Source organism: Tildeniella sp., assembly GCF_059505325.1.
Window position 1 is genome coordinate 50,280 of the sequence record NZ_JCACKI010000013.1, and the last position, 23,230, is coordinate 73,509.

20 protein-coding genes are annotated in these 23,230 nt (G+C 51.2%); 11 read left to right on the forward strand and 9 right to left on the reverse strand.

The annotated features are described in order from the left end of the window. Nucleotides 1-92 precede the first annotated feature (92 nt). Both ccmN and ccmO read left to right on the forward strand, forming a co-directional pair. Nucleotides 93-683 carry a beta-carboxysome scaffolding protein CcmN gene (ccmN, locus tag AC5JO6_RS05845; protein ID WP_496080106.1) on the forward strand — a complete coding sequence of 197 codons (591 nt, stop codon included), beginning with the start codon at nt 93-95 and terminating at the stop codon, nt 681-683. A 128-nt stretch (nt 684-811) separates the two neighbouring features. Further along, nucleotides 812-1,567, forward strand: coding sequence for a beta-carboxysome assembly protein CcmO (gene ccmO / locus AC5JO6_RS05850; RefSeq protein ID WP_496080107.1), 756 nt, complete (start codon nt 812-814; stop codon nt 1,565-1,567). A 330-nt stretch (nt 1,568-1,897) separates the two neighbouring features. On the opposite strand, the gene AC5JO6_RS05855 is transcribed toward ccmO, so the two are convergent. Next, nucleotides 1,898-2,809 carry a GlcNAc-transferase family protein gene (locus tag AC5JO6_RS05855; RefSeq protein WP_496080108.1) on the reverse strand — a complete coding sequence of 304 codons (912 nt, stop codon included), beginning with the start codon at nt 2,807-2,809 and terminating at the stop codon, nt 1,898-1,900. 392 nt (nt 2,810-3,201) lie between these two features. Further along, nucleotides 3,202-3,495 (reverse strand): hypothetical protein, encoded by a 294-nt coding sequence (locus AC5JO6_RS05860; RefSeq protein WP_496080109.1) that lies wholly within the window; start codon nt 3,493-3,495, stop codon nt 3,202-3,204. Between the two features lie 231 nt (nt 3,496-3,726). Here AC5JO6_RS05860 and AC5JO6_RS05865 point away from each other — a divergent pair, with 231 nt between their 5' ends. From AC5JO6_RS05865 to AC5JO6_RS05880, 4 genes are all read left to right on the forward strand, one after another. After that, a complete protein-coding gene (locus AC5JO6_RS05865) occupies nt 3,727-4,833 on the forward strand; it encodes a glycosyltransferase (RefSeq protein ID WP_496080110.1) in 1,107 nt (368 codons plus the stop codon). A 430-nt stretch (nt 4,834-5,263) separates the two neighbouring features. Next, nucleotides 5,264-5,500, forward strand: coding sequence for a hypothetical protein (locus tag AC5JO6_RS05870; RefSeq protein ID WP_496080111.1), 237 nt, complete (start codon nt 5,264-5,266; stop codon nt 5,498-5,500). A gap of 470 nt (nt 5,501-5,970) precedes the next feature. Further along, nucleotides 5,971-6,657, forward strand: coding sequence for a pentapeptide repeat-containing protein (locus tag AC5JO6_RS05875; RefSeq protein ID WP_496080112.1), 687 nt, complete (start codon nt 5,971-5,973; stop codon nt 6,655-6,657). Between the two features lie 160 nt (nt 6,658-6,817). Then, a complete protein-coding gene (locus AC5JO6_RS05880) occupies nt 6,818-7,441 on the forward strand; it encodes a zinc ribbon domain-containing protein (protein WP_496080113.1) in 624 nt (207 codons plus the stop codon). A 28-nt stretch (nt 7,442-7,469) separates the two neighbouring features. On the opposite strand, the gene AC5JO6_RS05885 is transcribed toward AC5JO6_RS05880, so the two are convergent. Then, the gene (locus AC5JO6_RS05885) at nt 7,470-9,767 is read right to left on the reverse strand and encodes an MASE1 domain-containing protein (protein WP_496080114.1); all 2,298 of its coding nucleotides are present in this window, start codon (nt 9,765-9,767) and stop codon (nt 7,470-7,472) included. 60 nt (nt 9,768-9,827) lie between these two features. On the opposite strand from AC5JO6_RS05885, the gene AC5JO6_RS05890 reads away from it, so the two are divergent. From AC5JO6_RS05890 to AC5JO6_RS05900, 3 genes are all read left to right on the forward strand, one after another. Further along, entirely contained in the window at nt 9,828-10,028 is a 201-nt protein-coding gene (locus tag AC5JO6_RS05890) for a hypothetical protein (protein WP_496080115.1), read from the forward strand. 231 nt (nt 10,029-10,259) lie between these two features. Beyond that, complete coding sequence (locus tag AC5JO6_RS05895; RefSeq protein ID WP_496080116.1) at nt 10,260-11,051, forward strand: glutathione S-transferase family protein; 792 nt, start codon at nt 10,260-10,262, stop codon at nt 11,049-11,051. A 105-nt stretch (nt 11,052-11,156) separates the two neighbouring features. Further along, nucleotides 11,157-11,705 carry a peroxiredoxin gene (locus tag AC5JO6_RS05900; protein ID WP_496080117.1) on the forward strand — a complete coding sequence of 183 codons (549 nt, stop codon included), beginning with the start codon at nt 11,157-11,159 and terminating at the stop codon, nt 11,703-11,705. 24 nt (nt 11,706-11,729) lie between these two features. Here the strand turns inward: AC5JO6_RS05900 and metH are convergent, their stop codons facing one another. Both metH and AC5JO6_RS05910 read right to left on the reverse strand, forming a co-directional pair. Beyond that, entirely contained in the window at nt 11,730-15,437 is a 3,708-nt protein-coding gene (gene metH, locus AC5JO6_RS05905) for a methionine synthase (RefSeq protein ID WP_496080118.1), read from the reverse strand. Nucleotides 15,438-15,808: 371 nt separating this feature from the next. Further along, nucleotides 15,809-17,533 (reverse strand): hypothetical protein, encoded by a 1,725-nt coding sequence (locus AC5JO6_RS05910; RefSeq protein WP_496080119.1) that lies wholly within the window; start codon nt 17,531-17,533, stop codon nt 15,809-15,811. Nucleotides 17,534-17,942: 409 nt separating this feature from the next. Between AC5JO6_RS05910 and lysS the strand changes: the two genes are divergently transcribed. Beyond that, nucleotides 17,943-19,493, forward strand: coding sequence for a lysine--tRNA ligase (gene lysS, locus AC5JO6_RS05915; protein WP_496080120.1), 1,551 nt, complete (start codon nt 17,943-17,945; stop codon nt 19,491-19,493). Nucleotides 19,494-19,599: 106 nt separating this feature from the next. Further along, nucleotides 19,600-19,830 carry a hypothetical protein gene (locus AC5JO6_RS05920; RefSeq protein ID WP_496080121.1) on the forward strand — a complete coding sequence of 77 codons (231 nt, stop codon included), beginning with the start codon at nt 19,600-19,602 and terminating at the stop codon, nt 19,828-19,830. Nucleotide 19,831: 1 nt separating this feature from the next. Here AC5JO6_RS05920 and AC5JO6_RS05925 read toward each other — a convergent pair whose 3' ends face one another. From AC5JO6_RS05925 to AC5JO6_RS05940, 4 genes are all read right to left on the reverse strand, one after another. Beyond that, entirely contained in the window at nt 19,832-20,494 is a 663-nt protein-coding gene (locus AC5JO6_RS05925) for an NADPH-dependent F420 reductase (RefSeq protein WP_496080160.1), read from the reverse strand. Nucleotides 20,495-20,509: 15 nt separating this feature from the next. Then, a complete protein-coding gene (locus tag AC5JO6_RS05930) occupies nt 20,510-20,968 on the reverse strand; it encodes a hypothetical protein (protein WP_496080122.1) in 459 nt (152 codons plus the stop codon). Nucleotides 20,969-21,169: 201 nt separating this feature from the next. Further along, the gene (locus AC5JO6_RS05935) at nt 21,170-22,021 is read right to left on the reverse strand and encodes a helix-turn-helix domain-containing protein (protein ID WP_496080123.1); all 852 of its coding nucleotides are present in this window, start codon (nt 22,019-22,021) and stop codon (nt 21,170-21,172) included. A gap of 110 nt (nt 22,022-22,131) precedes the next feature. Next, nucleotides 22,132-22,953 carry a tetratricopeptide repeat protein gene (locus AC5JO6_RS05940; protein ID WP_496080124.1) on the reverse strand — a complete coding sequence of 274 codons (822 nt, stop codon included), beginning with the start codon at nt 22,951-22,953 and terminating at the stop codon, nt 22,132-22,134. Nucleotides 22,954-23,230: the final 277 nt, after the last annotated feature.

Consider the following 23,230-nt stretch of genomic DNA (forward strand, 5'->3'; position numbering starts at 1 on the left):
AGTTGTTAGTTGTTAGTTTCAAACAGCGATGTACTCTAGCAACTATCAGCTCGTTAGCTGCTTTCTGGTTTTCAAACGAGGTTCTCCTTCTCATGCATGTGCCGTCGCTACAACCTGTTAGCAGTTCTCACTTCTGTGTCAGTGGCGATGTTACGATTCATCCAACTGCTGTCATTGCATCCGGTGTCTTGCTACAAGCAGACCCAGAAAGCCGCATTATGATTGGCGCTGGTGTCTGTCTTGGCATGGGTACGGTTCTGCATGCTCATCAGGGTACGCTTGAGGTGGAGGCGGAAGTTACCATTGGTGCAGGAGTGCTGATCATCGGCGAAGGCAAGATTGGAACCAGCGCTTGCATTGGAGCAGCCTCAACGCTGTGGAATCATTCGATCGATCGTGGTGCGATCGTGCCACCCTTGTCGCTACTAGGCACACCCGATCACCAAACAACTGCAACCAAGTCAGCGGTAGCTCCCGAACCTACGTCTGACTCGCTTGTGAACGTGCAAGACTTACCCAATGGGGCGGTTGATCCGACTTCAAGCCAACCAGCGGCAGAGATCCAGCTTAGTTTTAGCACCCCTGTCTATGGTCAGGCAAATTTAAACCGCCTGCTATCAACCTTGCTGCCGCACAGACAAACTTTTCTCAACAGCAGTGGGGCTGATAACAGCAAAGCTTAAGGATTGACCGAACAGGGACACTAAAGCTTCAACCTGGAACTTGGACAGGTCTCCTTGCCTTTGATCGTCTGCTGACTTGCAATCTGAGAGCCGACGTTACAATTTAGGAAGCAGTATCGAGGTTCAAGATGGAGGGAGGTCAATACGATCCAGGCGATTTTACCGATACCGCTTTGGGTTTGGTGTCTACTCAGAGCTTCCCGGCGATCGTCGGCACGGCTGACATGATGTTGAAGTCAGCTGAGGTTGCTTTAGTTGGCTATGAAAAAATTGGTAGCGGACACTGCACAGCGATCGTGCGTGGTGGTATCGCTAACGTTCGCATTGCTGTGGCAGCTGGTGTAGAAGCAGCAGAGCAATTTGGTCAAAAGGTATCTAGCCTAGTAATCGCTCGTCCGCTACCAAATTTAGAGGCAGTGCTGCCGATTGGCAAGTTATTAGCTGATGTTGCACAAGGATCTCAGTCCAGTAGGTTAAGCAATCAAGCGATCGGGCTACTTGAAACACGCGGTTTCCCAGCGATGGTGGGTGCGGCTGATGTCATGCTCAAGTCCGCCGATGTCCAGCTATCGGCACATGAAACGATCGGTGCAGGTTTGTGTACTGTCATTATTCGCGGTGCTGTAGCAGACGTTGCTGTGGCAGTCGAAGCCGGAATGCATGAGGCAGAACGCATTGGTGAACTGCACGCAGTGATGGTCATTCCACGACCGTTGGATGATTTGGAGCAAACGTTGCCCCTTGCAAGCTGCTGGATCGAACAACCGAAACCGTTGCGCCTGCCGATCGTCACAAAACAGACAGCAGAAGCCGACCTGATGGTATTGCCAACCTTAGAATCACTGCCCTCACCGCTTGAAGTACAGCAATTTGAGGAATCGTAAAGCATCTTTGCGTAGCAGAAGCGCTACTTGTTATGCTTTTACAAACGACAGACAAATCCAATAAGTGGAGTAAAGCATCCATCCCGTGTCGATCGTTTGATTAGAAACAATCAGGTTTGAGACATCTGGTGCGGATACCCAATTTTTCGAAGCTGGAAGAACACCTGAGGAATATCTTTGCTCAACACACAGATACAAACTTTTGGCGTTGCTGAATAGAGGTATGAATGGTCAAAGCCGTTCGCACCCTCGCCCTCGCCCGTTGGGAGAAGAGCTGGGGATGAGGGAAATCATCCTTGCATTCAGCAACGCCCGGTTTTTTTCTAACCGTTATTGGCAATGCAATGGCATTGGCAAACCACTTCTTGCGCCAGCAGTTAGCTCATAACGCTTAAAGTCAACACCACTGAACCGTTCATAACTGCTCAAGCTACGCTGTGTTCCTAGACCATAACGATCGAGGTCAAGCCCACTTGATTCCATTTCTAGGAGCTGTTTGAGCCGCTGATAAGCTACCTGGTCTAGCTGCCACCAGTTGTGGTGGTCTTCCCAGTGCCGAGGCTTGCCAAGACGCGTGTACTCGTGATAGCAAGCAATCTGATTAGGGTGAAAAATATCCCAACCGTGAGTCCAAGCTCTTACCGCTAGATTGATCTCTTCGCCCTGGAAATAAAGCAGCGGGTCGTAGGGAATGTCGCTCAGTATTTGTGAGGATGCGAACCAAAACCCCGCTGCTACAAACATGCCCAACTGGGGCTTAGTGTAACTACTCAAGCTTATACCGCTAACCAGGCTTAAGATGCCCTGCTCGGTAAAATGGGATGCTGCTAACCGCGCTGGTGTGCCAGAGTGTAAGGCATCAGGTGGCGTATAAGCAGGAGGGTAGGCGGTGAGCAACGGCTTAGGGCTAGAACAATGTGCCAGCATGTGCAGCAAAAGCTCGTCCCAACCGGGCACAAACCGCATGTGGCTATCAATTTGCAGTGTGTAAGGTTCGCCGTCCCAAAGCAGTTGGGTTTTTGATCGCGCCCAGCACACACCACGACTGCGATCGGCATCGACTAACAAGAGGCGACAGTAGCGTAGATACTCGATTGGAAGCGGATCGAGACCCGCTTTGCCTTGCCAGACAATGCCAAACGACAAGTTCTGTGGATTGGCGGCTTTTTCGACTGCATCCCGCACCGTCGCAATCAGTTCAGAGTCACGGTAGCTAGCAATCTGGACAAAAATTTGACACACGGTGCAGATACTACAACGAAATCAGGTTTTGAATCACGCCTTGCACCGCTGCGTTGAAAACATAGGTCTTTGATTGCCCTGGAAAACTAGAGCCTTGAGCCAGCACAAGGCAGAGTTAAACGTAATTCATCATTACTATAATGGCTAATTTGATAGCAACGGTAAGCCGTTTTTGTATTCTTAGCCTGTCTCTTATCTACAATCCGAAATCTGCTTGCTGTGTACGTACGCTAGAGAAAAGGATAGAAGACTCTATCTCTTACAGGAGTTCTATCAAGGGGGAAAGGCAAGACTGTAGCGAGGTGAGAATCTAGAGCTACTGTGCTTCAGAAAGAAGTCAATCTGACTAACATCACACGCTACGTAAGCGTTAACCCCCAAGTGTCGTTCAACTAAATGATACCGGGACCTTGACCTTCCTTAGGCTCTTCTTCAACGTCATTTTTTCGTGCGTCACCGGGAGTTTCATAGTACATTTCCGGTTCGACAGCATAGTTGTTTAGTAAACCCTCTTTGTCTACGGTGTAGCCGCCTTCGGTTTGTACACTGTCAGAGCCATCGTCAGTTGGATGAGTTTTGAAATCCCCACCTTCTCGCTCTTTACGTGCAGCGGTTTCAGCGGGAATGATGCCTCTATCGTAAGAGTCTGACTCTACGCGATCGGACGTATCCTTAGGGTTACTCATATGCGTTTCCTCAAATATTAAAGAACTGACACTCAAACTAACTCTCTCATAAGTGTATAACCCACTACCGTTAGTATTGGATCGGCAAACAAAAATTTGCCTCTTATGGGAGATGCTGTTGTCCAGAATCAACGTATTCTTTCATGTACTGGAGCCAGGAACTGACTGAGCTAGGGCAGTGCGGTAGGCTTCAGAAGTGATCAGGTCATTCGCTATCAGCCTAGACCCCCTATGAAAATTGCCCTCGTTCATGACTACCTGCGCGAATATGGCGAGGCAGAGCGAGTCTTGAGAGTGCTCCATCAGATGTACCCTGAAGCTCCTATTTACACTGCTTTTATTGACCATAAGCGACTGGGCGACGCGATCGCCACTTTTGCAGATTGGGATATTCGTACCACCCCATTGCAGCAGTTACCGGGCATCAACAGTCACTATCAGGCGTTTAGACCGCTTTTACCTTACTGCTGGGAAGCCTTGGACTTATCTGCTTATGATCTGGTACTGTCATCGTCAGGGCAGTACCTCAGCAAAGCTGTCCTGACTCGTTCCGAAACGCTGCATGTCAGCTATTGCCACACACCACCCCGCGAGCTTTGGGATTTTCCTCAAACCAATGGCGATCGCAGTTGGTATCGGCGATGGATAGAAACGCATCTACGGCAGTACGATTTTTATGCTTCACAACGAGTCGATCGCTTTGTGACGAATTCTGACGTTGTGGCGCGGCGCATTCGCAAGTTCTATCGCCGATCGGCAGCAGTCATTCCGCCACCCGTCAAAATCCAGGGCAGTGGTGAAGCTGGCAATGGCTACTATTTATACATTGGTTCATTGACCCAGGAGCAGCAGGTAGATCTAGCGATAGCAGCTTGTAATCGGCTCGATCGTCCCCTTTGGGTCGCTGGCTCTGGTAGCGATAGAGAACGACTCCAGCACCTCGCAGGCACGCAGGTTCGGTTTCTGGGCGATGTCTCCGAAGAAGCAATGGTCGAGCTTTATGCTCATGCGAAGGCAGTGATTGTTCCTTGCCAGAATGCCGATTTTGGGTTCGTTCCCGTCGAAGCAATGGGACACGGCATTCCTGTCATTGCCTCGGCATTAAGCGGCATACGCGAGGTAATCTTGAACGATCGCACAGGCTTGTTGTTTGGTCAGCCCACAGTAGAAAGCTTGTGCCATGCGATCGTTCAGTTTGAAGGGCGGCGCTTTTCTTCTCAGGCGTGCATCGAGCGGGCACGTGAATTTGCCGAACCCGTTTTCATCTCGAAGCTAGAATGGTTCATTGCTCAGGCGATCGACGACCATAAAGCCCACTCTACTCAAGAGCCTCTCTAAACATTCAGCGTTGAAACTACAATAATGGCGCTCTCAAAATCTTTGTAAGTAAAGACCCAAGCCTTTAGAAGTCGGCGATCGACAGTTGGCTAATCACTAACCGCTAAACACTGTATGAAGATTCCATGTCTGTAGGTTCATCCCTCATCGGGTGATGTTATCTTCAGACAGTCCGGGGCATACTATAAGTCATAGGCATCTCAAGAGCAACCTTGCGATACCCAAGCTTGAAATGAGTTTTTCTTGACATCGTGTTGACTACTGCCTCTGAGGCGCTAATATGCATTAGGGATGATTCTCTGACTTTAGTTCCAGGAATGAGTCGCCAGCAGTGATTGACTAAGAGAGATACATTTAGCTTACGACTTACAGTTATTTGTCCTGAGAGAGTTAGTTACTCTCCATTTGAAACGCAAGCCCTTGTACAACCATGCTACGACCAGAACCCCGCCAGCTTGATAGCCTGAACCGTCTATCCGCTCATGCAGAGCGAAATACGAAGCCCTCAGGTAATCAAGGTAATCAGAACCGCTTCTCTGCTGAGCCTTCTGATACCGCTGCTTTGGTGGAAAGTTTGATGCCTCAAGGTATTAGCTCTAGCAAGCAGGCTGTAATTGAGCGTCTGATTGAGATGTGGGTTGCCAAAGCTGAGCTTGACGTTGCTTAGCTAAGGGCGGTGTTCAGCGCAGCCTATTCCAGCCACGCTTGTAGAGCTGTATTGGTTTTGAGAGCCAGCGCAGTCTACATTATGCTTTAGCCTTAGCGACTTTTGACTTACGCCAGCGCTTTTTAGGTGTTCAGCGCAGCCTATTCCAGCCACGCTTATAGAGCTGTATTGGTTTTGAGAGCAAGCGCAGTCTGCATTATGCTTTAGCCTTAGCGACTTTTGACTTACGCCAGCGCTTTTTAACTGACGGCAATTTATTTCCAGTAGACCTCATCTACAATAGAGTATGAGGTTTTTTCAGTGTTCACGTTTTAGACTGAGGACTTGCGGTCGTAAGAATGATGCGTCGGCAGTAAGGGTAGCCTTGAAGACATCATTGAGGACATTGCGAAACCAGCTGAGATTGCACTGTAGTTTTAGCTGTATGTGTTCCTTGAGCAACACCCTGCATTTGTGGGGCGGTTTACAACATGATGAGTGAACGATCGCTGCAGCGGCTTCGAGACCTGATTCAGCGAATTGTCGAGGCAGAGACTGACGACTTCTTTGAACTCGCTAAGATTGCGGGACTTAACCCCTCTAAAGACTTTTCTACAGCAAACTTAAGTGGTCTTGATCTCCGCTCTGCCCAACTGGAAAGAGCGAACTTCATAGCTACTAATCTTTCGCAAGCAAACCTAGCCAACGCAAACTTAGCAGAAGCCAGCCTCATTAACGCGAACTTAGCAGGCGCGACGCTCATTAATGCCAATTTGAACGGTGCTAACCTCGTAAGCGCTGACATGATGAACGCTAACCTGGTAAGAGCACAATTGCTGAGTGCCAACCTCACAGGCGCAAACTTGACCAAAGCGAACCTGAACCACGTTGATTTAAGGCGTGCTGTGTTAATTGGGTGCAAGCTCGACTATGCCACCTTACATTTAGCGTCCTTAAACCATGTGGATTTGCGCCGCTCTAGCCTGACCAGCGCTGACTTCACAGGTGCCAATCTTTATGGCACGAACCTCAGCAATGCTGATCTGCGCTGGGCAAATTTGATTGATGTCAATCTAGCGGGTGCAACCTTCGAGAAGACGTTTCTGGGTGGCAATCAAGGGTTGACTAAGGATGTTGTAGCAGATTTAAAGCGACGTGGTGCGATCTTCGAGAGTTAGCTGACAGCCGCTTAGGTTTTGCAAAAACATCTTGGGTGGAGGGGGCTTAAGCCCCTTGTTGGAGAGATGGAGCCTTAAAGTCTTCTGACGCAGGGCATCTCTGGCACAATCATCTCTGGCACAATGGAGTTGAGGCAAATGATGTTAAGAGGCTGCGAACATGAGGTATCTGTTTGAACTGAGTGCGGAGCAGTATGTCTACCTTGAAAATTTGGGCGACCAAGCGCGTGTGACAACTAGCAGCAGCAGCTCAGGACAGCAGCAGCAGTCAAGTAGTAGTTTACAAACAGGAACCTGGACTGTACCACCAGAAGCCTTTCGAGCGGCGATCGGGGTTGTGGTTAGGCTGCACACCGCTCAGGGCGAACGTTTTTTACACATTCAGGGTGGTCGCTTGAGCCTTTTGTCTGACGCTTCTCCTTTGGCTGAGGCTCAATCCATCCCAGTACAAGCGGTTGCTCATGTGCCTGAAACCTCACTGCCCTCAATGCCACCGATGCAGCCGATGGCACCAATGACGATGGACAATATGCAGATGGGGCAAAACGCGATGTCGATGCAAATGGGCAATATGCGATTGAGCATGACCCCGATCGCACGATCGCAAGACAATCGATCGCAAGACAATCGATCGCAAGACAATCGATCGCAAGACAATTCACCAGCCAGTCAATCAGGCGCATCTGGAGCACCCGCTGTGCAGCGAAAATTTTGTAGCCAGTGTGGTGTGGGGTTTCAGCCGAGCGATCGTTTTTGTGCAAACTGCGGACATCGGCTTGACTAAACGATAGCGACCGGGTAAGTCGCGTTAGTCAAACAGGGTATGCTTCACTGTCGGCTAACGGCAACGTAAACCAAAATTGAGAGCCTTTGCCGGGGCAACTAGTGACACCGACTTGTCCACCGTGCGCCGTGATGATTTGCTTGCAGCGATGTAACCCTAGCCCAATGCCAGTCAGATGCTGGTTGTCGATGCCCCGAATGTAGAGATGGAAGAGGCGATCGCGTTGGTCTTGACTCATGCCCCTGCCGTTATCGGCGATTGTGCAATGGATCATACTCGATGGGTTTAGGGATGCTGATCCGGCGATCGCGGCGCTCACCGTCAGCGTTAAACCGGGTGCATTGTGCTTCACAGCGTTGAGCAGCAGGTGCTCAAACACCTCCTGCAGTTGAGATGAGTCTGCATAAATGGGTGGCAGATCTGACGATATTTGATCGTTGAAAGTGATCTGGTTTTCGGTCAGCAGCGAGTCTAGTTTTGCGCGCGCGCGGTTCATCACCGTGTGGAGGTGAAGCGGCTGGCGTTGCAGCACGGTAGTGGACGTATCATTGGAATGTCCTTCTAGCAGTGCATGCAGTAGATTGAGCTGGTGATCACAGCTTTGAATCATGCGATCGACTTTCACGCAAGGCACAGGCATCGCTGAGCAATCATTGTTTTTACTTCTTAAACTTTTCAGCACCATCAACATCCCTTGCACTGGGGTTCGCAAATCGTGAGCGACCGCGTGCAGCAGCACATCTTTGACTTGATTGAGGCTTTGCAACTCTTGCATTCGCTGTTGTAGCTCAGCAGTGCGCTCCTGCACTTGTCCTTCTAAGCTGGCAGTCAGGGTTTGAAGGTGCTGATAGAGTTGTCCCTGCTGAAGCGCAATTTCAACCTGAATAGCGAGTTGTTCGAGAAGATTGATTTCTAGAGGCTGCCAGTGACGCGGTTCAGAGCACTGATTGACTATAAGGATGCCGAACATTTGACCGCACACCATGATGGGTATGCAGATGCTTGCCTTGACCTGGCAATAACGGTGGTATTCAGCGATTAGGGGCGGGTGTTCTACCTGGTCAATGTCGTCGATCGCGCGAATTGGCTTTGCACCACAGGGGCGATCGGACGACTCTTGCTTAAAGAGCAACTCTACTTCTTGAGCGACCCTCTGATCCGACATCCAGCCCCGTACAGAAGTCCAGTGAGGATCGACGGATTCTGCCACTGACAGACTGTGCCCGGACATATCCAGGCGCGTGATGAACACCCGATCGGCTTGCAATAGCTGCCTAACTTCAGCCACTGCGGTATTGAGAATCTCTTCTAAATCGAGCGATCGCCGAATCCGCTGTGCCGTTTGAGCCAGTAAGCGTTCACGTTCCGCTGCAAACCCCAGTTGTATTTCTGCCTGCCGCTGCTCGGCAATGCTTGCTGTCAGCATCAGCGCGATGCCCATCGTGACACCAACAAATGCCTGGAGCAGAAAAATTGCCTGCTCTACGTTGCCATTGGCATCCATCAAGAGCGGACCTTTGGACTGCGCTAAGCCCCAAAACGCGAAACAAGAAACGACAAAGCCACTCAGCACCGTACCTTGTTGCCCAAACCGTAACGCTGCCCAAACCATCAGGGCAATGGGCAAGTATTCTAGCGGATAGCGAGCTACACCTGGCTCCATTGGAGCAAAGAACACAAACCCACTCAACGTCAACAGCAACGCGACCCACAACAATGCCTCAAGGATGCGCCAATGAGCGCTTTGGTTCTGCTGCCCTTGCTGCCTTAAAACGGTTGAGGCGCGTGTCCGCAGCGAAAGATTGCTGAATGAAGCGTGACTGAGCCAAACCAGTAGAAGTGGAGTGGTAATCAGAATGCCAATACCATCACCAAGCTCGATCGACCACCAATGAAAGCCAAATTCACGCCAGGGACGAAGACCTGTAATACACGCATTCAGAGTACTGATGGTAGCGTTGGGCATTGGAGACAGAACAACTGCCAGTGCCAGAAAGCTCAAGGTATCCCGAAGACTATTGAAAGCTGGAGACCAGCCTGCCCGTTGGAGTAGCGCTTTGCCCACGATCGCGCTGAGCGTAGTACCGATCGCCGCGACGATCGCCACAAGCCACCCGGCACCAATCGATAGAGCAAACAAAAAACTTCCCAGGCTCACGCCTACCCAGGCAGTCTTGTTGCTCAACAGCAACACACTCAAAGCAACGCCCGCTGGAAACCAGATCGGTGATGCTTCCAAACTCGGGTGCATCACCAAAACCGTTAACCTGCCCGATAGGAAGCAGGCTAATGTAATGAAAGCAAGCTTGAGCAAGGATGTGCCCATTTGCACTAAACTAAGCTCCACACGCAGAGCAGCGATCGCGACATTGACAGCAGGCTTGCTTTGCGTCTCATCATTCTCCTCACTCTCTTCGGACAGTATCCAGCTTTAGATTGGCGCGTCAGACCATTGGGTGGCTTCCCCCATGTGGATGAGCAAACTGAGAAGGAAGAGAGGGGAACCATTATTTTCCTGTTTCTGCTGTTGGTTCAACGTGAACACCGTAAAGGAGTGAGGGGCGATCGTTGTGGCGAGTGGACGTAGCGGGGAAACCTACGGCAGTGTAGAGCTACGAACAGACTGCCAGAAACGGAGCATTCTAGCAAGCTAAGGCTCTTGCGTGGAATCAATAGTTTGCCTATAACGCTGCTAGATGCGTCTTTCAACAGATTGCATTGTGTTTGTGTTTGGCAGAGGATTACAGTAGCTTACGAAGTCGTCTTGCACCTGAAACCGTTAGATACCACGTTCCAAGCGCCCCACAGGAGATCCACGATGTTAGAGCTATACCAGTTTGAGCTATCCCATTACTGTGAGAAAGTGCGGTTTATCCTTGATTACAAAGGGCTGGCATACCGCAAGTTTGAGGTTACACCTGGCATGGGTCAGATTGATTTGTATCGGATGTCTGGGCAACGACAGGTGCCTGTTCTAAAGGATGGTAGCGAGATCATCGCCGACTCCACTGCGATCGCCGAATACCTGGAACGACAGTATCCGGATAAACCGTTGATACCGACCGATCCCAAGCTGCGTGGTTTGACGCTACTGATTGAGCAGTGGGCAGATGAGTCGATCGGCTTAAATGCCCGCAAAGTCATGATTGATGCTCTAAACCATAGCCAGAACTTTCGCACAGCGTTTTTGCCAAGCTCAGTGCCCGATGTTGTCAAGAATTTGATTGGTGCGGTTCCCAATGAACTGCTCAGCGCGTTGGGGCAAGGTGTTGGACTTGGATCAGACACGATCAAAACGGCAACTGAAGCGGTGAAACGCGATCTAGCATCGCTTTGCTTCTTGCTGTATGACCAACCCTACCTGGTGACTGACCACCCCACACTGGCAGATTTTGCGGTGGCTGGGTTAAGCATGTACCTGAAGTTTCCCGCTGGCAACTACCTCGAAATTCCAGATGCGCTGAAAGACAGGGGCGTTCCCGGCATTGGGGATGTGGGCATTTTCGAGCCGTTCTTTAGCTGGCGCGATCGCCTTTACGCTGATTATCGCAAGCCACTTGTAGGTTCTCCTAGTGGTAGCGGCTCACCCAACACGATCAATATTGATTGAGGCTACTTTGACTGTAGGGACGTTACCTGCACGTCCCTACGACGTTCAGCGAGAGCAAGCGGATAATGTTAACTTACATTAAGCAGTTATTTAAGTTGATTGGTTATGTCTCGTCGCTTTTTGCTTAAGCTTCTGGTTACGGTTTGCCTTTCTCTGTTTACGGTTTTCAGTCCCGCGATCGCAGCCAACGCCCTCGGTGGAGCACAACTGCCCCTTAATCAAGTCGCTCCTGCTTTTACGCTGCCCACCAACACAGGAGCTGGCACGGTTTCACTGGCTGACTACCGGGGAAAGTGGGTGGTGGTCTACTTCTATCCCAAAGATTTTACGTCTGGTTGCACATTGGAGGCACGGCGTTTTCAGCAAGATTTGCCCAAGTACAGCGATCGCAACACGCAGATTCTAGGCGTTAGCGTTGATTCAGTTGCATCCCATGCTGAATTTTGCGATTCCGAAGGGCTAAAATTTCCGCTGCTGGCAGATACAGACGGTTCTGTTAGTAAAGCTTATGGCTCGTGGATGGGTGTTGTTGCCCTCCGTCATACCTACATTGTTGACCCTGACGGTGTGCTTCGAGCGACATTTACTGGCGTTAACCCTGCCATCCACAGTACAGAAGTACTTGCTAAACTGAGCGAACTTCAAGCAGCGTAACGCCAGCGTCAAATCTGAACGCTATCAGGCACTAAAGTAAGCAGCGGCGGGATGATACGCCACGATCGCGGTGGTAGATTGCTCTGGATACAACTGTTCGCTTTCGTCCATGTGGAGATTGATGCGTTTGGCATCCAGCAAATCCAGCAGCGTGTATTGATCTTGCATATTGGGGCAGGCAGGATAGCCGAAGCTGTAGCGTGACCCTCGATAGCGTTGCGCCAACACATCGCGGATATTGTCCGGCTCTTCGCTACCAAAACCTAACTCACGACGAATGCGGGCATGAACCCATTCTGCCAATGCTTCTGCCATTTGCACCGCGATGCCGTGGAAGTAGAGATAGTCAGTATAGCTGTTGCCGTCAAAGAGCTTTTTGGCGTACTCCGTTGCCACTTCGCCCATTGTGACTGCCTGCATGGGGAAAACGTCGAAGGAGTGGGGAGTGGGGAGTGGGGAGTCGGGAGTCGGGAGGTCTTTTGGTAGGTAGTAGTCGGCAATGCAGTAGCGGCGGAGGGATTTTTGGCGGGGGAAGGTGAAGGTGGCGAGGGGGGATAGGGAGTGGGGAGTGGGGAGTGGGGAGTGGGGAGTGTAGAGGTGAACGCTATTACCATCTGCCTGCGCGGGGAAGTAGCCGTAGATGGCTTGAGGATGGAGCAGGTTCTCATTGACAATGCGGTGTTTCCATTGCTCCAGGATGGGGTAGACCGTTTCTTGCAGGAATTGGTCGTACTCTTCGCGGGATTGATCGCGGGGTTTGCGGAACTGCCACTGTCCCGCGATCAATGCCTGTAAATCCAAATACCAGAAGAGTTCGTCCCAGGGAATATCGGCTGGCTGGATCACCTTCGTGCCCCAGAAGGGGGGTGTGGGACGAGGGATGTCGGGGGCGATCGCGTCGGAACGAAGAGTGTCTTCGATGGAGGGAGTAGAGAGTAGGGAGTGGGGAGTGGGGTCAGAGTTTTGAATTGCTTCCCCTGCTTCCCCTGCTTCCCCTGCTCCCTCTGCTCCCTCTGCCTTCTGCCCTCTGCCTTCTGCCTCTTCTCCCAAAAAGCCTTTCACATCGTCCCACACCCCTGCTGCCTTCGCGGGCATGAGTTTGTCCATGAAGTGCAGGTCGGAGAAAGCATCTTTGCCGTAGATGACCTGACCGTTATAGGCATTCTGGCAGTCTTCGTAGACGAACTTGGGCGTGAGGGCGGCACCGCCGAGAATGACGGGCACGGTAATGCCGCGATCGTTGAAGACCTGGAGATTCTCTTTCATGAAGGCAGTCGATTTGACCAGCAGACCGCTCATGGCGATGCAGTCGGGCTTGTGCTGCTCGTATGCCTCAATGATGGCATCCACAGACTGTTTGATGCCCAGGTTAACTACGCGGTAGCCGTTGTTGGACAGGATGATATCGACCAAATTTTTGCCGATGTCGTGTACGTCGCCTTTGACGGTGGCAATCACGAAGATGCCTTTTGCCTGCCCGGAGTCCTCTTTTTCCATGAAGGGTTCCAGGAAAGCAACGGCAGCTTTCATCGTTTCGGCGGATTGCAGCACGAACGGTAGCTGCATTTGCCCAGAGCCGAAGAGTTCGCCGACAACCTTCATGCCATCCAGCAAAAAGGTGTTGATGATTTGGAGCGGTGGATATTGCGCGATCGCCTGCTTGAGCAGGTCTTCTAGCCCCATGCGTTCGCCGTCAATGATGTGCTGTTTCAGGCGTTCTTCGAGGGGCAGATCGGCGATCGCGGTACGAGACGATCGCGCTTCCTTTGCCGATACGCCTTCAAACAGCTTGGTCAGTTCTGCCAGCGGATCGTAGACGCACACATCGCCGTCAAACCGTCGGCGATCGTAAATCAGATCCAGGCAAACGGTTTGATGTGCGGCATCGATCTTCGCTAAGGGGAGAATTTTGCTGGCGCTGACGATCGCACCATCCATACCCGCCTCGGTGGCTTCATGCAGAAACACTGAGTTCAACACAATGCGCGTTGCTGGACTCAAGCCAAAGGAAATGTTAGAAACCCCCAGCAGTATGTGACAACCGGGAAGTTGAGACCACATTTGGCGGATCGATTCGATCGTGGCGCGTCCGTTTGCCCGATCTTCTTCAATCCCGGTGGAAATAGGCAGTGCCAGCGGATCGAAGAAAATTTCGTGGGCAGGAATGCCAAATTCCAGAGCGTGACGATAGGCGCGTTGGGCGATCGCGAACTTTTTCTCGGCGGTGCGTGCCATGCCATCTTCATCGATCGTGCCGACGACCACACCCGCACCATACTGTTTCGCTAACTCCAGCACTTTCAGAAAGCGTTCTTCACCATCTTCATAGTTTGTGGAGTTGAGCAGACACTTGCCGCCTGCCACTTTCAGCCCTGCCTCCATCTTTTCCCATTCAGTGGAATCCAGCATCAGGGGCAACGTCACGTTCGTCACTAGGCGCGATACCACTTCACGCATATCCCGCACACCATCGCGCCCGACATAATCCACGTTCACATCAAGAATATGTGCCCCTTCCCGCACCTGCTCTTTCGCCAGCGACACCAGCCCATCCCAGTCTTCGGCGTTCAGCAGATCGCGGCACTTCTTGGAGCCACTGGCATTCAACCGTTCCCCGATGATGAGAAAGGAGTTGTCCTGGTCGTAGGGCTGAGCGCTGTAGATGGACGCGGCGGAGGGAGTATAGCTCAGGAGGGGACGGGGTGTAGGGTGTAGGGTGTAGGGTGTAGAGGTTCTTTCCCGACTCCCAACTCCCGACTCCCGACTCCCTTGTCTTACAGGACGCTCTTTCGGCTTCAACGTCGGCGCAATCTCCGCCAATTGTTGAATGTGATCGGGACGGGTGCCACAGCAGCCACCGATGACCTGCACGCCCAGATCTTCGACGAAGTGCATGAGTGCCATGCGGAGTTCCATCGGGGTCAGCTTGTAGTGAGCGTGACCACCGACGTTTTCAGGGATGCCTGCGTTGGGGATGCAGGAGATGACGAAGGGTGAGTTGGCAGAAAGATAGCGGATATGGTCTGCCATGCGATCGGGTCCCGTCGCACAGTTCAAGCCCAGGATATCGATAGGAAACGGTTCCAGGATGCTCAACATGGCGGTGACATCGGAGCCGACGAGCATGGTGCCCTGAAGTTCCATCGTCACAGAAACCATCAAAGGACGACGATCGCCCTTTTTCTTAAAGACTTCTTCAATGCCATTCAGCGCGGCTTTGATCTGCAACACGTCCTGCGCGGTTTCGACCAGGAACAGATCCACGCCACCGTCGTACAAGCCTTCTGCCTGTTCTGCAAACGTGGCTTTCATCGTGTCGTAGTCGATATGCCCCAATGTGGGTAGTTTGGTGGTGGGACCGATCGAGCCAGCGACGAAGCGAGGTTTTTCAGGGGTCGAAAATTCACTGGCGACTTGTTTTGCCAGCTCTGCGGCGGCTTTGTTGAGCGCATACGCCTGATCTGCCAGATCGTATTCTGCCAGGACGATCGACATTGCCCCAAACGTATCGGTTTCAATGACATCGGCTCCGGCTGCCAGAAACTCGCGATGCACCTGGGCAACGGCTTCGGGTTTAGTGAACACCAGATATTCGTTACAGCCTTCGTAGTCTGCGCCGCCAAAGTCTTCTGCCGTCAGGTTTTGCGTTTGCAGAGACGTACCCATCGCGCCATCAAAGACGATAACGGGGCGATCGGGATGATGCAGGCGTTCCAGAAAGGCGCTTTTCATTGGACGTTTAGACTCAACACTTAACATCGGCTGTGCTATCAACCAATTGTGACATTACAAACGGCTGCGATGAGCTTACCAGCTTAATTTCTCAGCGTCATCTCTAGCGTCTCAGCTTCATCTAAGTTGCTGGGAGTAATTAAACTAAAGATGATTTGGGGGATGGAGAGGGTGGAACCCCCTTCGGCTTGAGCGCTGTTCGGCTGAGCGCTCACGTTGAAGCTCAGGTCGCAAGCTGCCTGGGGGCAACGCCCCCAAACTCCCTCACAATTAATTGTGGCTACCTACTTATTGTGCAAAATTTCCGTCAAGACGGGGGCGATCGCCTCGACAGAAGAGCCGTCTGCTGGGTTAAACACCATTCATTACGGCTACTGAGCAGTCGGATTAGCGCTGATGTAACGAGTCAATGCCTGGTATTTGGGAGCTGCTTTTGGATCTTGTCCAACATACTCCAGGGCACCCCACATGCCAAATTTGCTGGGCATACCGACATCATAGTACTGACTAAAAAGTCCACCGCCGACTGCCTTCCAGTTGTTGAGATACTCTGTATACAGGTCGCCCATCCGAGGGTTACGGTTGACATCGGAGTACAACTTGGTAATTTGAGGCTCGTAACTCCCGAACTGAAAGCTCGTTAAATGTTGCCCTCCTTCATACGACTGAAGCTTGAGTTTGTATTTACGAGCCAAGTTAGCGGAGGTGACGATCGCGTCTTTGTTCGCACCTTTAATATCTGCTTGCAAAATGTCAAGTACCTGATCCTGCGACATTTGAGCAATTTGAGCAGACTTCTCAGCGTTAGACAATATATCCCTACCGTCAAAATAGGGGGCGATCGCATACGAATCGGCGTGCTTATAAGCATCTTTCCAGGCAAGCATTTGATCGCCAGACCAGGTGTTGACCGATTGCCCCGCCAACACGCGATCGAGCCGCTTTGTGCCGCCCATAACGGTTTCAAAAAGCTTGAAAATTTCCACCGATCGCTGCGAGTAGTACTTCGTTCCAGCGAGATATTGGTCGTTGTCTAGCTTTAGCCGAACCCCTTGATCTCTGGCATAGCCTGCCTGTTCAAACCCGTAATTCCAGACTTCGTTTGAATATTCAACATGGACTTTGAGCGACGGATCAAGTTTGTCGCGCACCAGCGTCGCAAACTGACGTACGAAATCATCACTCGCTCTAATGGGAATGCAAAACCAGGGTTCAGCATGTAGGGTGTTGGCAAGCTGAATCATATACTCCAGGGCAATCCCGCCTTCCACTGCCTGAGTTGCAGAAGCGAGGGTCGTGCGCTCCGACCAGTTGGCAAGCTGAGATCCATTCATCCCCTGCCAATCCATAAAGCGGATGGCTTTGAACTTAGATAGAGCAGCCAGAAACTGTGGGTTGAACGGCTGTGTTTGATAAGTTTTTTCGTGTCCCGGCATGATGAACCGGATGTTGCGAAGTGGGTTCGCCGGGTTGGTTGCACGCAGGTTGAGAAAAACGCCTTCAGCCTCAGTGGTGACCTTAACCACCATACGACCAGCCGTTTGGCTGACGATCGTGAGTCCCTTGCTGCTCATTGCGCTTACGTCCAACTGTCCCTCTCCGTCGTACAGCAGCGTATAGTTTCCAGTTGGATAGTGCCGATCGACATCCAGTAGCCCAGTCGTCGCATATTGACCCGATCGGAGAGAGGCAACCCAGCCCTCAGGCGTGAGGTTCAATGGACCTCCCTGTGACCAACTTGCACCCTCCGCATTGGAAAACCAGGGATGAGCGGTCTTAAAGACATCCACGAACGGTCGTTCCGGACTGTAGCTGGTCAGTTGAGCAAGGTTGATGCCCAAGGGTGAGCGATCGTTTTGCTTGCTGCCACGGGCATTCTTAGAGTCACTAGCAGCAATCGTCGCATTATTAGCAAACAGTTGAGGCACGACAGAACCACCGTTGCCCTGAGCCACGGCACTGACACGATCGGTAGCACCGCTTTGATGGTTAAATCTGGCTGAGTCAGCCAGGTTCGCGTTGATCTGCAATAGTGCGCCAATAAGAAGGATAAGGACGCTGATGATGGCAGTTTTGTAAATATTTGCTCGTTTCACGCCGCTGTTACGTTCCTAATTACTGCAAGGGTGGCACAGACGCTCCGTCCAGGCTAATAGCTGTATCGGCGTTGGTGGTTTCATACCCACGATCGACCGCTTCGCATGAGAGCATGAGACTGATAGTCTGTCGTGTGACCTCAAACCCGATGGCACTATAATAGCTGGCTCATCATGGGCAGTCATTGAGCAACGTCGACGGATCGATCGTGCCAGCCGTGACCGTGGCATCGGTCAATTCGTCTCTATAATTAAGTTTCAGTGTGAAGCTGCGTTTCAATTGTGGTGTTAGTTAAACGCGATCGCGATCGCGCAACCCATAACAATTTGTTCCAGCTTTACATTCGCTCAAGTTCGCTTTATCTCGACTTCACAGCGTCAGCGCTACATCCATTTCAAACGATTCACCATGTCTTCCGATCGCTCACAACCCGACGACCAAAGCAAATCCAGCCTGTCAGACATTCGCGCTACCCGCTTGGAAAAGGCAGAGCAGTTGAAGCAAGCAGGGCAAAATCCCTACGCCTATCGGTGGGACGTGACGCACCATACGGCTGATTTGCAGTCCAAGTATGCTGAGCTGCCCAGTGGCGAAGAAGTGCAGGTTGAGGTGGCGATCGCGGGACGCATTCTGGCGCGACGTGTCTTTGGTAAACTAGCGTTCTTCAACTTGCAGGATGAAACGGGCACCATTCAGCTCTATCTCGAAAAAAGCCGCATTCAAGAGCGCATGGCAGACACGCCCAATGCATTTGATCATTTGAAGCAGCTTGTAGATGTGGGCGACATTATCGGCGCAAAAGGCACCATCAAGCGCACCGAGAAAGGCGAACTGTCCGTCTACGTCAACGCATACGCCATGCTGACGAAATCTCTGTTGCCTCTGCCCGATAAGTGGCACGGCTTAACGGATGTGGCAAAGCGTTATCGTCAGCGCTACGTCGATCTGATTGTCAATCCCGATGTGCGAGAAACCTTCCGCCGTCGAGCGCTCATCACTGCTGCCATCCGTCGCTACCTCGATCAGCAAGGCTTTATCGAAATCGAAACGCCTGTTCTGCAAACCGAAGCCGGAGGAGCCGATGCGCGTCCCTTCACGACCTATCACAACACGCTGGAAATGCCGCTCTATCTGCGGATTGCGACTGAACTCCACCTCAAGCGGCTCATCGTTGGTGGCTTTGAGAAGGTTTTTGAACTGGGTCGGATTTTCCGCAATGAAGGCGTTTCAACTCGGCATAACCCCGAATTCACCACGATCGAACTCTACCAGGCATACGCTGACTACCACGACATGATGGCGCTGACCGAAGCGATCGTCGCCTATGCCGCACAAGAAGTGTTGGGAACGCTGCAAATTACCTATCAGGGCACCGCGATCGACCTGACTCCGCCCTGGCGCAGAGTGACCATGAATGATGCTGTCCAGGAGCAGACAGGTGTGGATTTCAGTCAGTTCACTGCACTTGAAGACGCAAAAGCAGCGGCAACAAAAGCGGGGATTACGGATATTGCTAGCGTAACGTCGATCGGTAAGCTCCTTAACGAAGCCTTTGAGCAGAAAGTCGAAACAACGCTCACTCAGCCCACCTTTGTGATGGATTATCCGGTGGAAATTTCGCCCTTAGCAAAACCCCATCGGTCTAAGCCCGGTTTAGTGGAACGGTTTGAGCTGTTCGCGGTCGGACGTGAACTTGCTAACAGTTTCTCTGAGTTAACCGATCCGGTAGAACAGCGCGATCGCCTGGAAGCTCAGGCTACCCGTAAAGCCGCTGGCGATCTGGAGGCGCATGGCGTGGACGAAGATTTTCTCACCGCATTGGAATATGGAATGCCTCCCACGGGCGGTTTGGGCATTGGCATCGATCGCCTGGTGATGCTGCTCACCGATTGCGCCAGTATTCGAGACGCGATCGCCTTCCCGCTCCTCAAGCCAGAAAAAGCGGATGCAGAGGAATAACCTGCCTCCAAAGTAGAGTCTTTAGCAACCTCGGATTCGTCCTTGCGGTAGTCACTGGCGGCATAACGGCATCCTAATCTAGGAGTAACGTTCTCAGGTACTTCAGATGAGCGACTCCGCAGAAAAGCTTCCAGCCAAAGAAAAAACGCAAGCTGAAAAGCTCAAAGATGAGGGGATGTTCGATCCGTTAGATCTCGTTTCCAAAGGTGGCTACACAGGCAACTCTAGAGAAATCATTGAAAACCCTGCCGTTGCCCCCGAAATGCTCGATCTACCAGAAGACTTGCGTGATGACCTGCTAGCGCACCCCGACGACAGTCATAAGGCGCTATCATGACTCAGCGTCGCAGGGCTTTCAGCCCCAGATTAGGAAAGAGCTGGCTTGAAACAGCAAATTGTACCCAGGCAGTTGCCAGCGTTTCTAGAGTGCGAGCGACCATTAAATTGCCTGCATCCACGGATTCGTAGCCGCATTCTTCGATCAGACCTGCAACAACTTGCTTTGCCTCGCTGTCATCGCCGCAGTAGAAAACATTGGGCATATCAGAGCCAAATTGCCTTGAGTCTGAAGCAAGGATTTCAGCAAAGGTTGTGTTGAATGCCTCCACAACCTTTGCACCGGGTGCAAGCTGTTGAATGATTTCCGCAACAGAAGTCTTTAAGTCAGTCGCGATACCGATTGTCTGCCCGGTGAAATCTGGTTGCAGTCCGCTGACACAGGTGATGATGATTTTTCCATCCAGGGAGCCAGCAGTTTGAATTACCGCTTCTAACGTTGGTAGCCAAACTGCCAATAGAACGACATCGCTGTCTGCTACTGCCGCTTGAACAGTACCAGCTTTTGCCGTTTTCCCTGCTTCTATCGCCAGTTCACGCAGTTTTGCTTCGTCCCGCGAGTAAGAAAAAATGACGTGATGACCCGCGTTTGCCCAAAGCTTTCCCAGTGCAGCACCCATGTTGCCAGCACCAATAATACCAATTTTCATTCGTTTCTCTTGAATCGTTACTTATGACTACTATCGTTCAACCAATTTTTCTTTTCCAGTCAACCAATAGCCGACTACTGCGATCGCGATAGTGACGATCGCTGCGATGACATTAGGGTAAATCGAGATGCCCCCGATTTGCGGTTCTTGAACATTGCCCAAAACCGGGTCATTGAGGAAGCCATAAGATGTGCCGGGCCAAAAACCAGCCGCAATCAGCCCTAGCCAAAAGGCAGAGCCGAGAAAGGCGGCTAACCCCATCGAAAAGCGATCGCTCGTTGGACGCACGTTCAAAATGGCTAAGGCTGCACTTCCTAGCGACGCAGCCGCAAAGAACGACATGGCACAGTGAAGCTTGGCATGAGGCAGCCAGGCAGGATTATTCATATGACCATTTGCCAATAGAACAGCGTCAACTCCGATTGGAACCGTCAGAGTTGAAATCGCAGCGGCAACCAGCAGACCTTTAGCAAGTTTTTCTCGACGCATAGTGGTAGCTTTCGATGGAATATCAGGTGGAGGCACTGAAGTAGAGCTGACCAAAACTCTAGAACGTACCAAAAAGATACGTTGGCTGCGGGATGAAAGATAGGCGTTTCTTGCGAAAGTGGCGGTTACTTTAGGTCATTCTTGCTATCGTGCGATCACGACCAGCCCCTTAGAGCGCGAAAGCGATCGCAAACTGACGCACTACGGCAATGTTTTACCAAGCAACTCTCTGGGTGTTACCCCAAAATGCTTCCTGAAATGTTTTGCAAAACGGCTTTGATCAGTGCAGCCAACCAGCAGAGAGATTTCTACAAGTGTATGATTCCCCTGATGCAAGAGAACTTTTGCTTTTTCCATACGCTGTTTAAGCACATATTGATAGGGCGCAAGACCGATCGTTTGCTTAAATACGCGACAAAAATGATACTGGCTCAAGCCTGACACTGCCGCTAGTTCAGCTAGTTGAAGTGGTTGGTCGAGACGACTGTGAATGTAGTCCTGCACCGTCTGAAGTCGATGAGCAGGCAAACTTGCTGTGGTCGGTTGAATTTTGGGTTGCAACGCACAGTGATGTCTCAGCAGGTGGATAAGCAACACTTGCATCAGCGATTCAGCGTAAAGTGAACTGCCCACGCCGCCTGTGTCAAGCTCTGCCTGAAATAAACGCGCGATCGCTTCAAGCTGTGGATCATGCGCCCCAATTGTACTAAGCAACTCAACAGTGCTTGTATCGCATCCACTCACGTCTTTCGCTGTTTGATTCAGAAGCACTGGGTTAATCACAAACATCAGCGATTCATCAGTACTAGCCCAATCCCAAAGCCCTGATGTCTTTGCCGGGCAAATCCAGAAGTCTCCTTTGCTTTGAGCTTTTTCAGATGACTGTTCACCAATACGCGTTAGCTTTTGTTGATTGCTGTCGCTTAACAGAAGGCAAAGCAGATGATCGTTGCATCCAGGAAAATCGAGCGCATTTGGTTCTGAGACATGGCAATCGATCGTTAGTCCAGATAAGCAAAGAGTGCGGCGCTTAGAAATCCAAGATTCCTTCATACAGGTTCAATGAGTTTATCGACATCAAAGATGCGTCGAATAGAAAGTCTATTATCGTAGGCGTTAGCACTGCACAATACAAAAAGCGATGCAGAGGGTAGCATAGCAGCCTAGTACAGCGCAATCACTAATCGTTTGCGATAGCTCTTTGTTAAAGGATGATCGTCGCCAAGCAAATCGAAGATTGCCAGCATCGCTTTTCTAGCACCATCATCCCGAAAGCGCCGATCGCTCCTAAGAATAGTCAAAAAACTCTCCAAAGCGGCTTCGTAGTTTTCCTCAAGCACGAGACTGGCTGCCTGTTGGAAGGCACGATCAAGATCACTGTCGCCTTCTGGCTGTAAGGTAATTTTTTTGAACTGAACGATCGCCCTTAGCGTTTTGACGTGAGGCGCATGTGTTTTGTCGTCGTTCTGAATCGTTGCTAACAGTTTCTCAGCCTCGTCAAGGCGATCGGCTTCGATGTAGAAATTGGCGGCTTCAAGAGTCAAACCGCGATTATCAGGATACTGCTGTAGCAATGCCGCAAGGCGGGACTCAGCTTGATCGACCTTACCGATCGCCGCATCCGCATAGATTGCTTCTAACGCCTCATCCAGAGTGGAGGTAATCTGTAGTTGTGCCAAAAACTCACGTAGCTTTGGCTCTGGTAACATGCCGACAAAGCCGTCTGTCAGGTTGCCATCAACGACCACTCTGACATCGGGAACGCCTTCCACGCCATACGTATGCGCCAGATCAGGATTCTGATCGATATCCACTTTTGCCAGCACAAAGTCATACTCTTGCGCCAGCGTTTCGAGCAGCGGCTTAAGCATCTGGCAGGGTCCACACCACTGGGCGAAGAAGTCTACCAGAACGGGCTGCTCGTGGGACTTTTCAAGCACTTCAGCGGCAAACGTTGCCTGATTAACCGAAATTGATGCGCCCATTACTTTGCTTTTGCCTTTTTAGCGGTTTTGGTTGCTGTTAATTCAGCAGAAGCACCATTGTCATCGGTATCGATCGCGACTGCTTGCCTCTGTGCTTCGAGGAACCACAGACGTTTGTCGAGTGTTCACGAAACTCCTGTCTAGTGTAGAGAAGAAAGTGCAAAAGCGTGCTGTTGCTTTAAAAAACAGGGGATAAATTGAACCACTAACGGTGCTTAAGCAGTCTTAAATGCAGAAGGTGATCCACTCCGGACGCTTTGAAGTTTGCGTGAAGAAC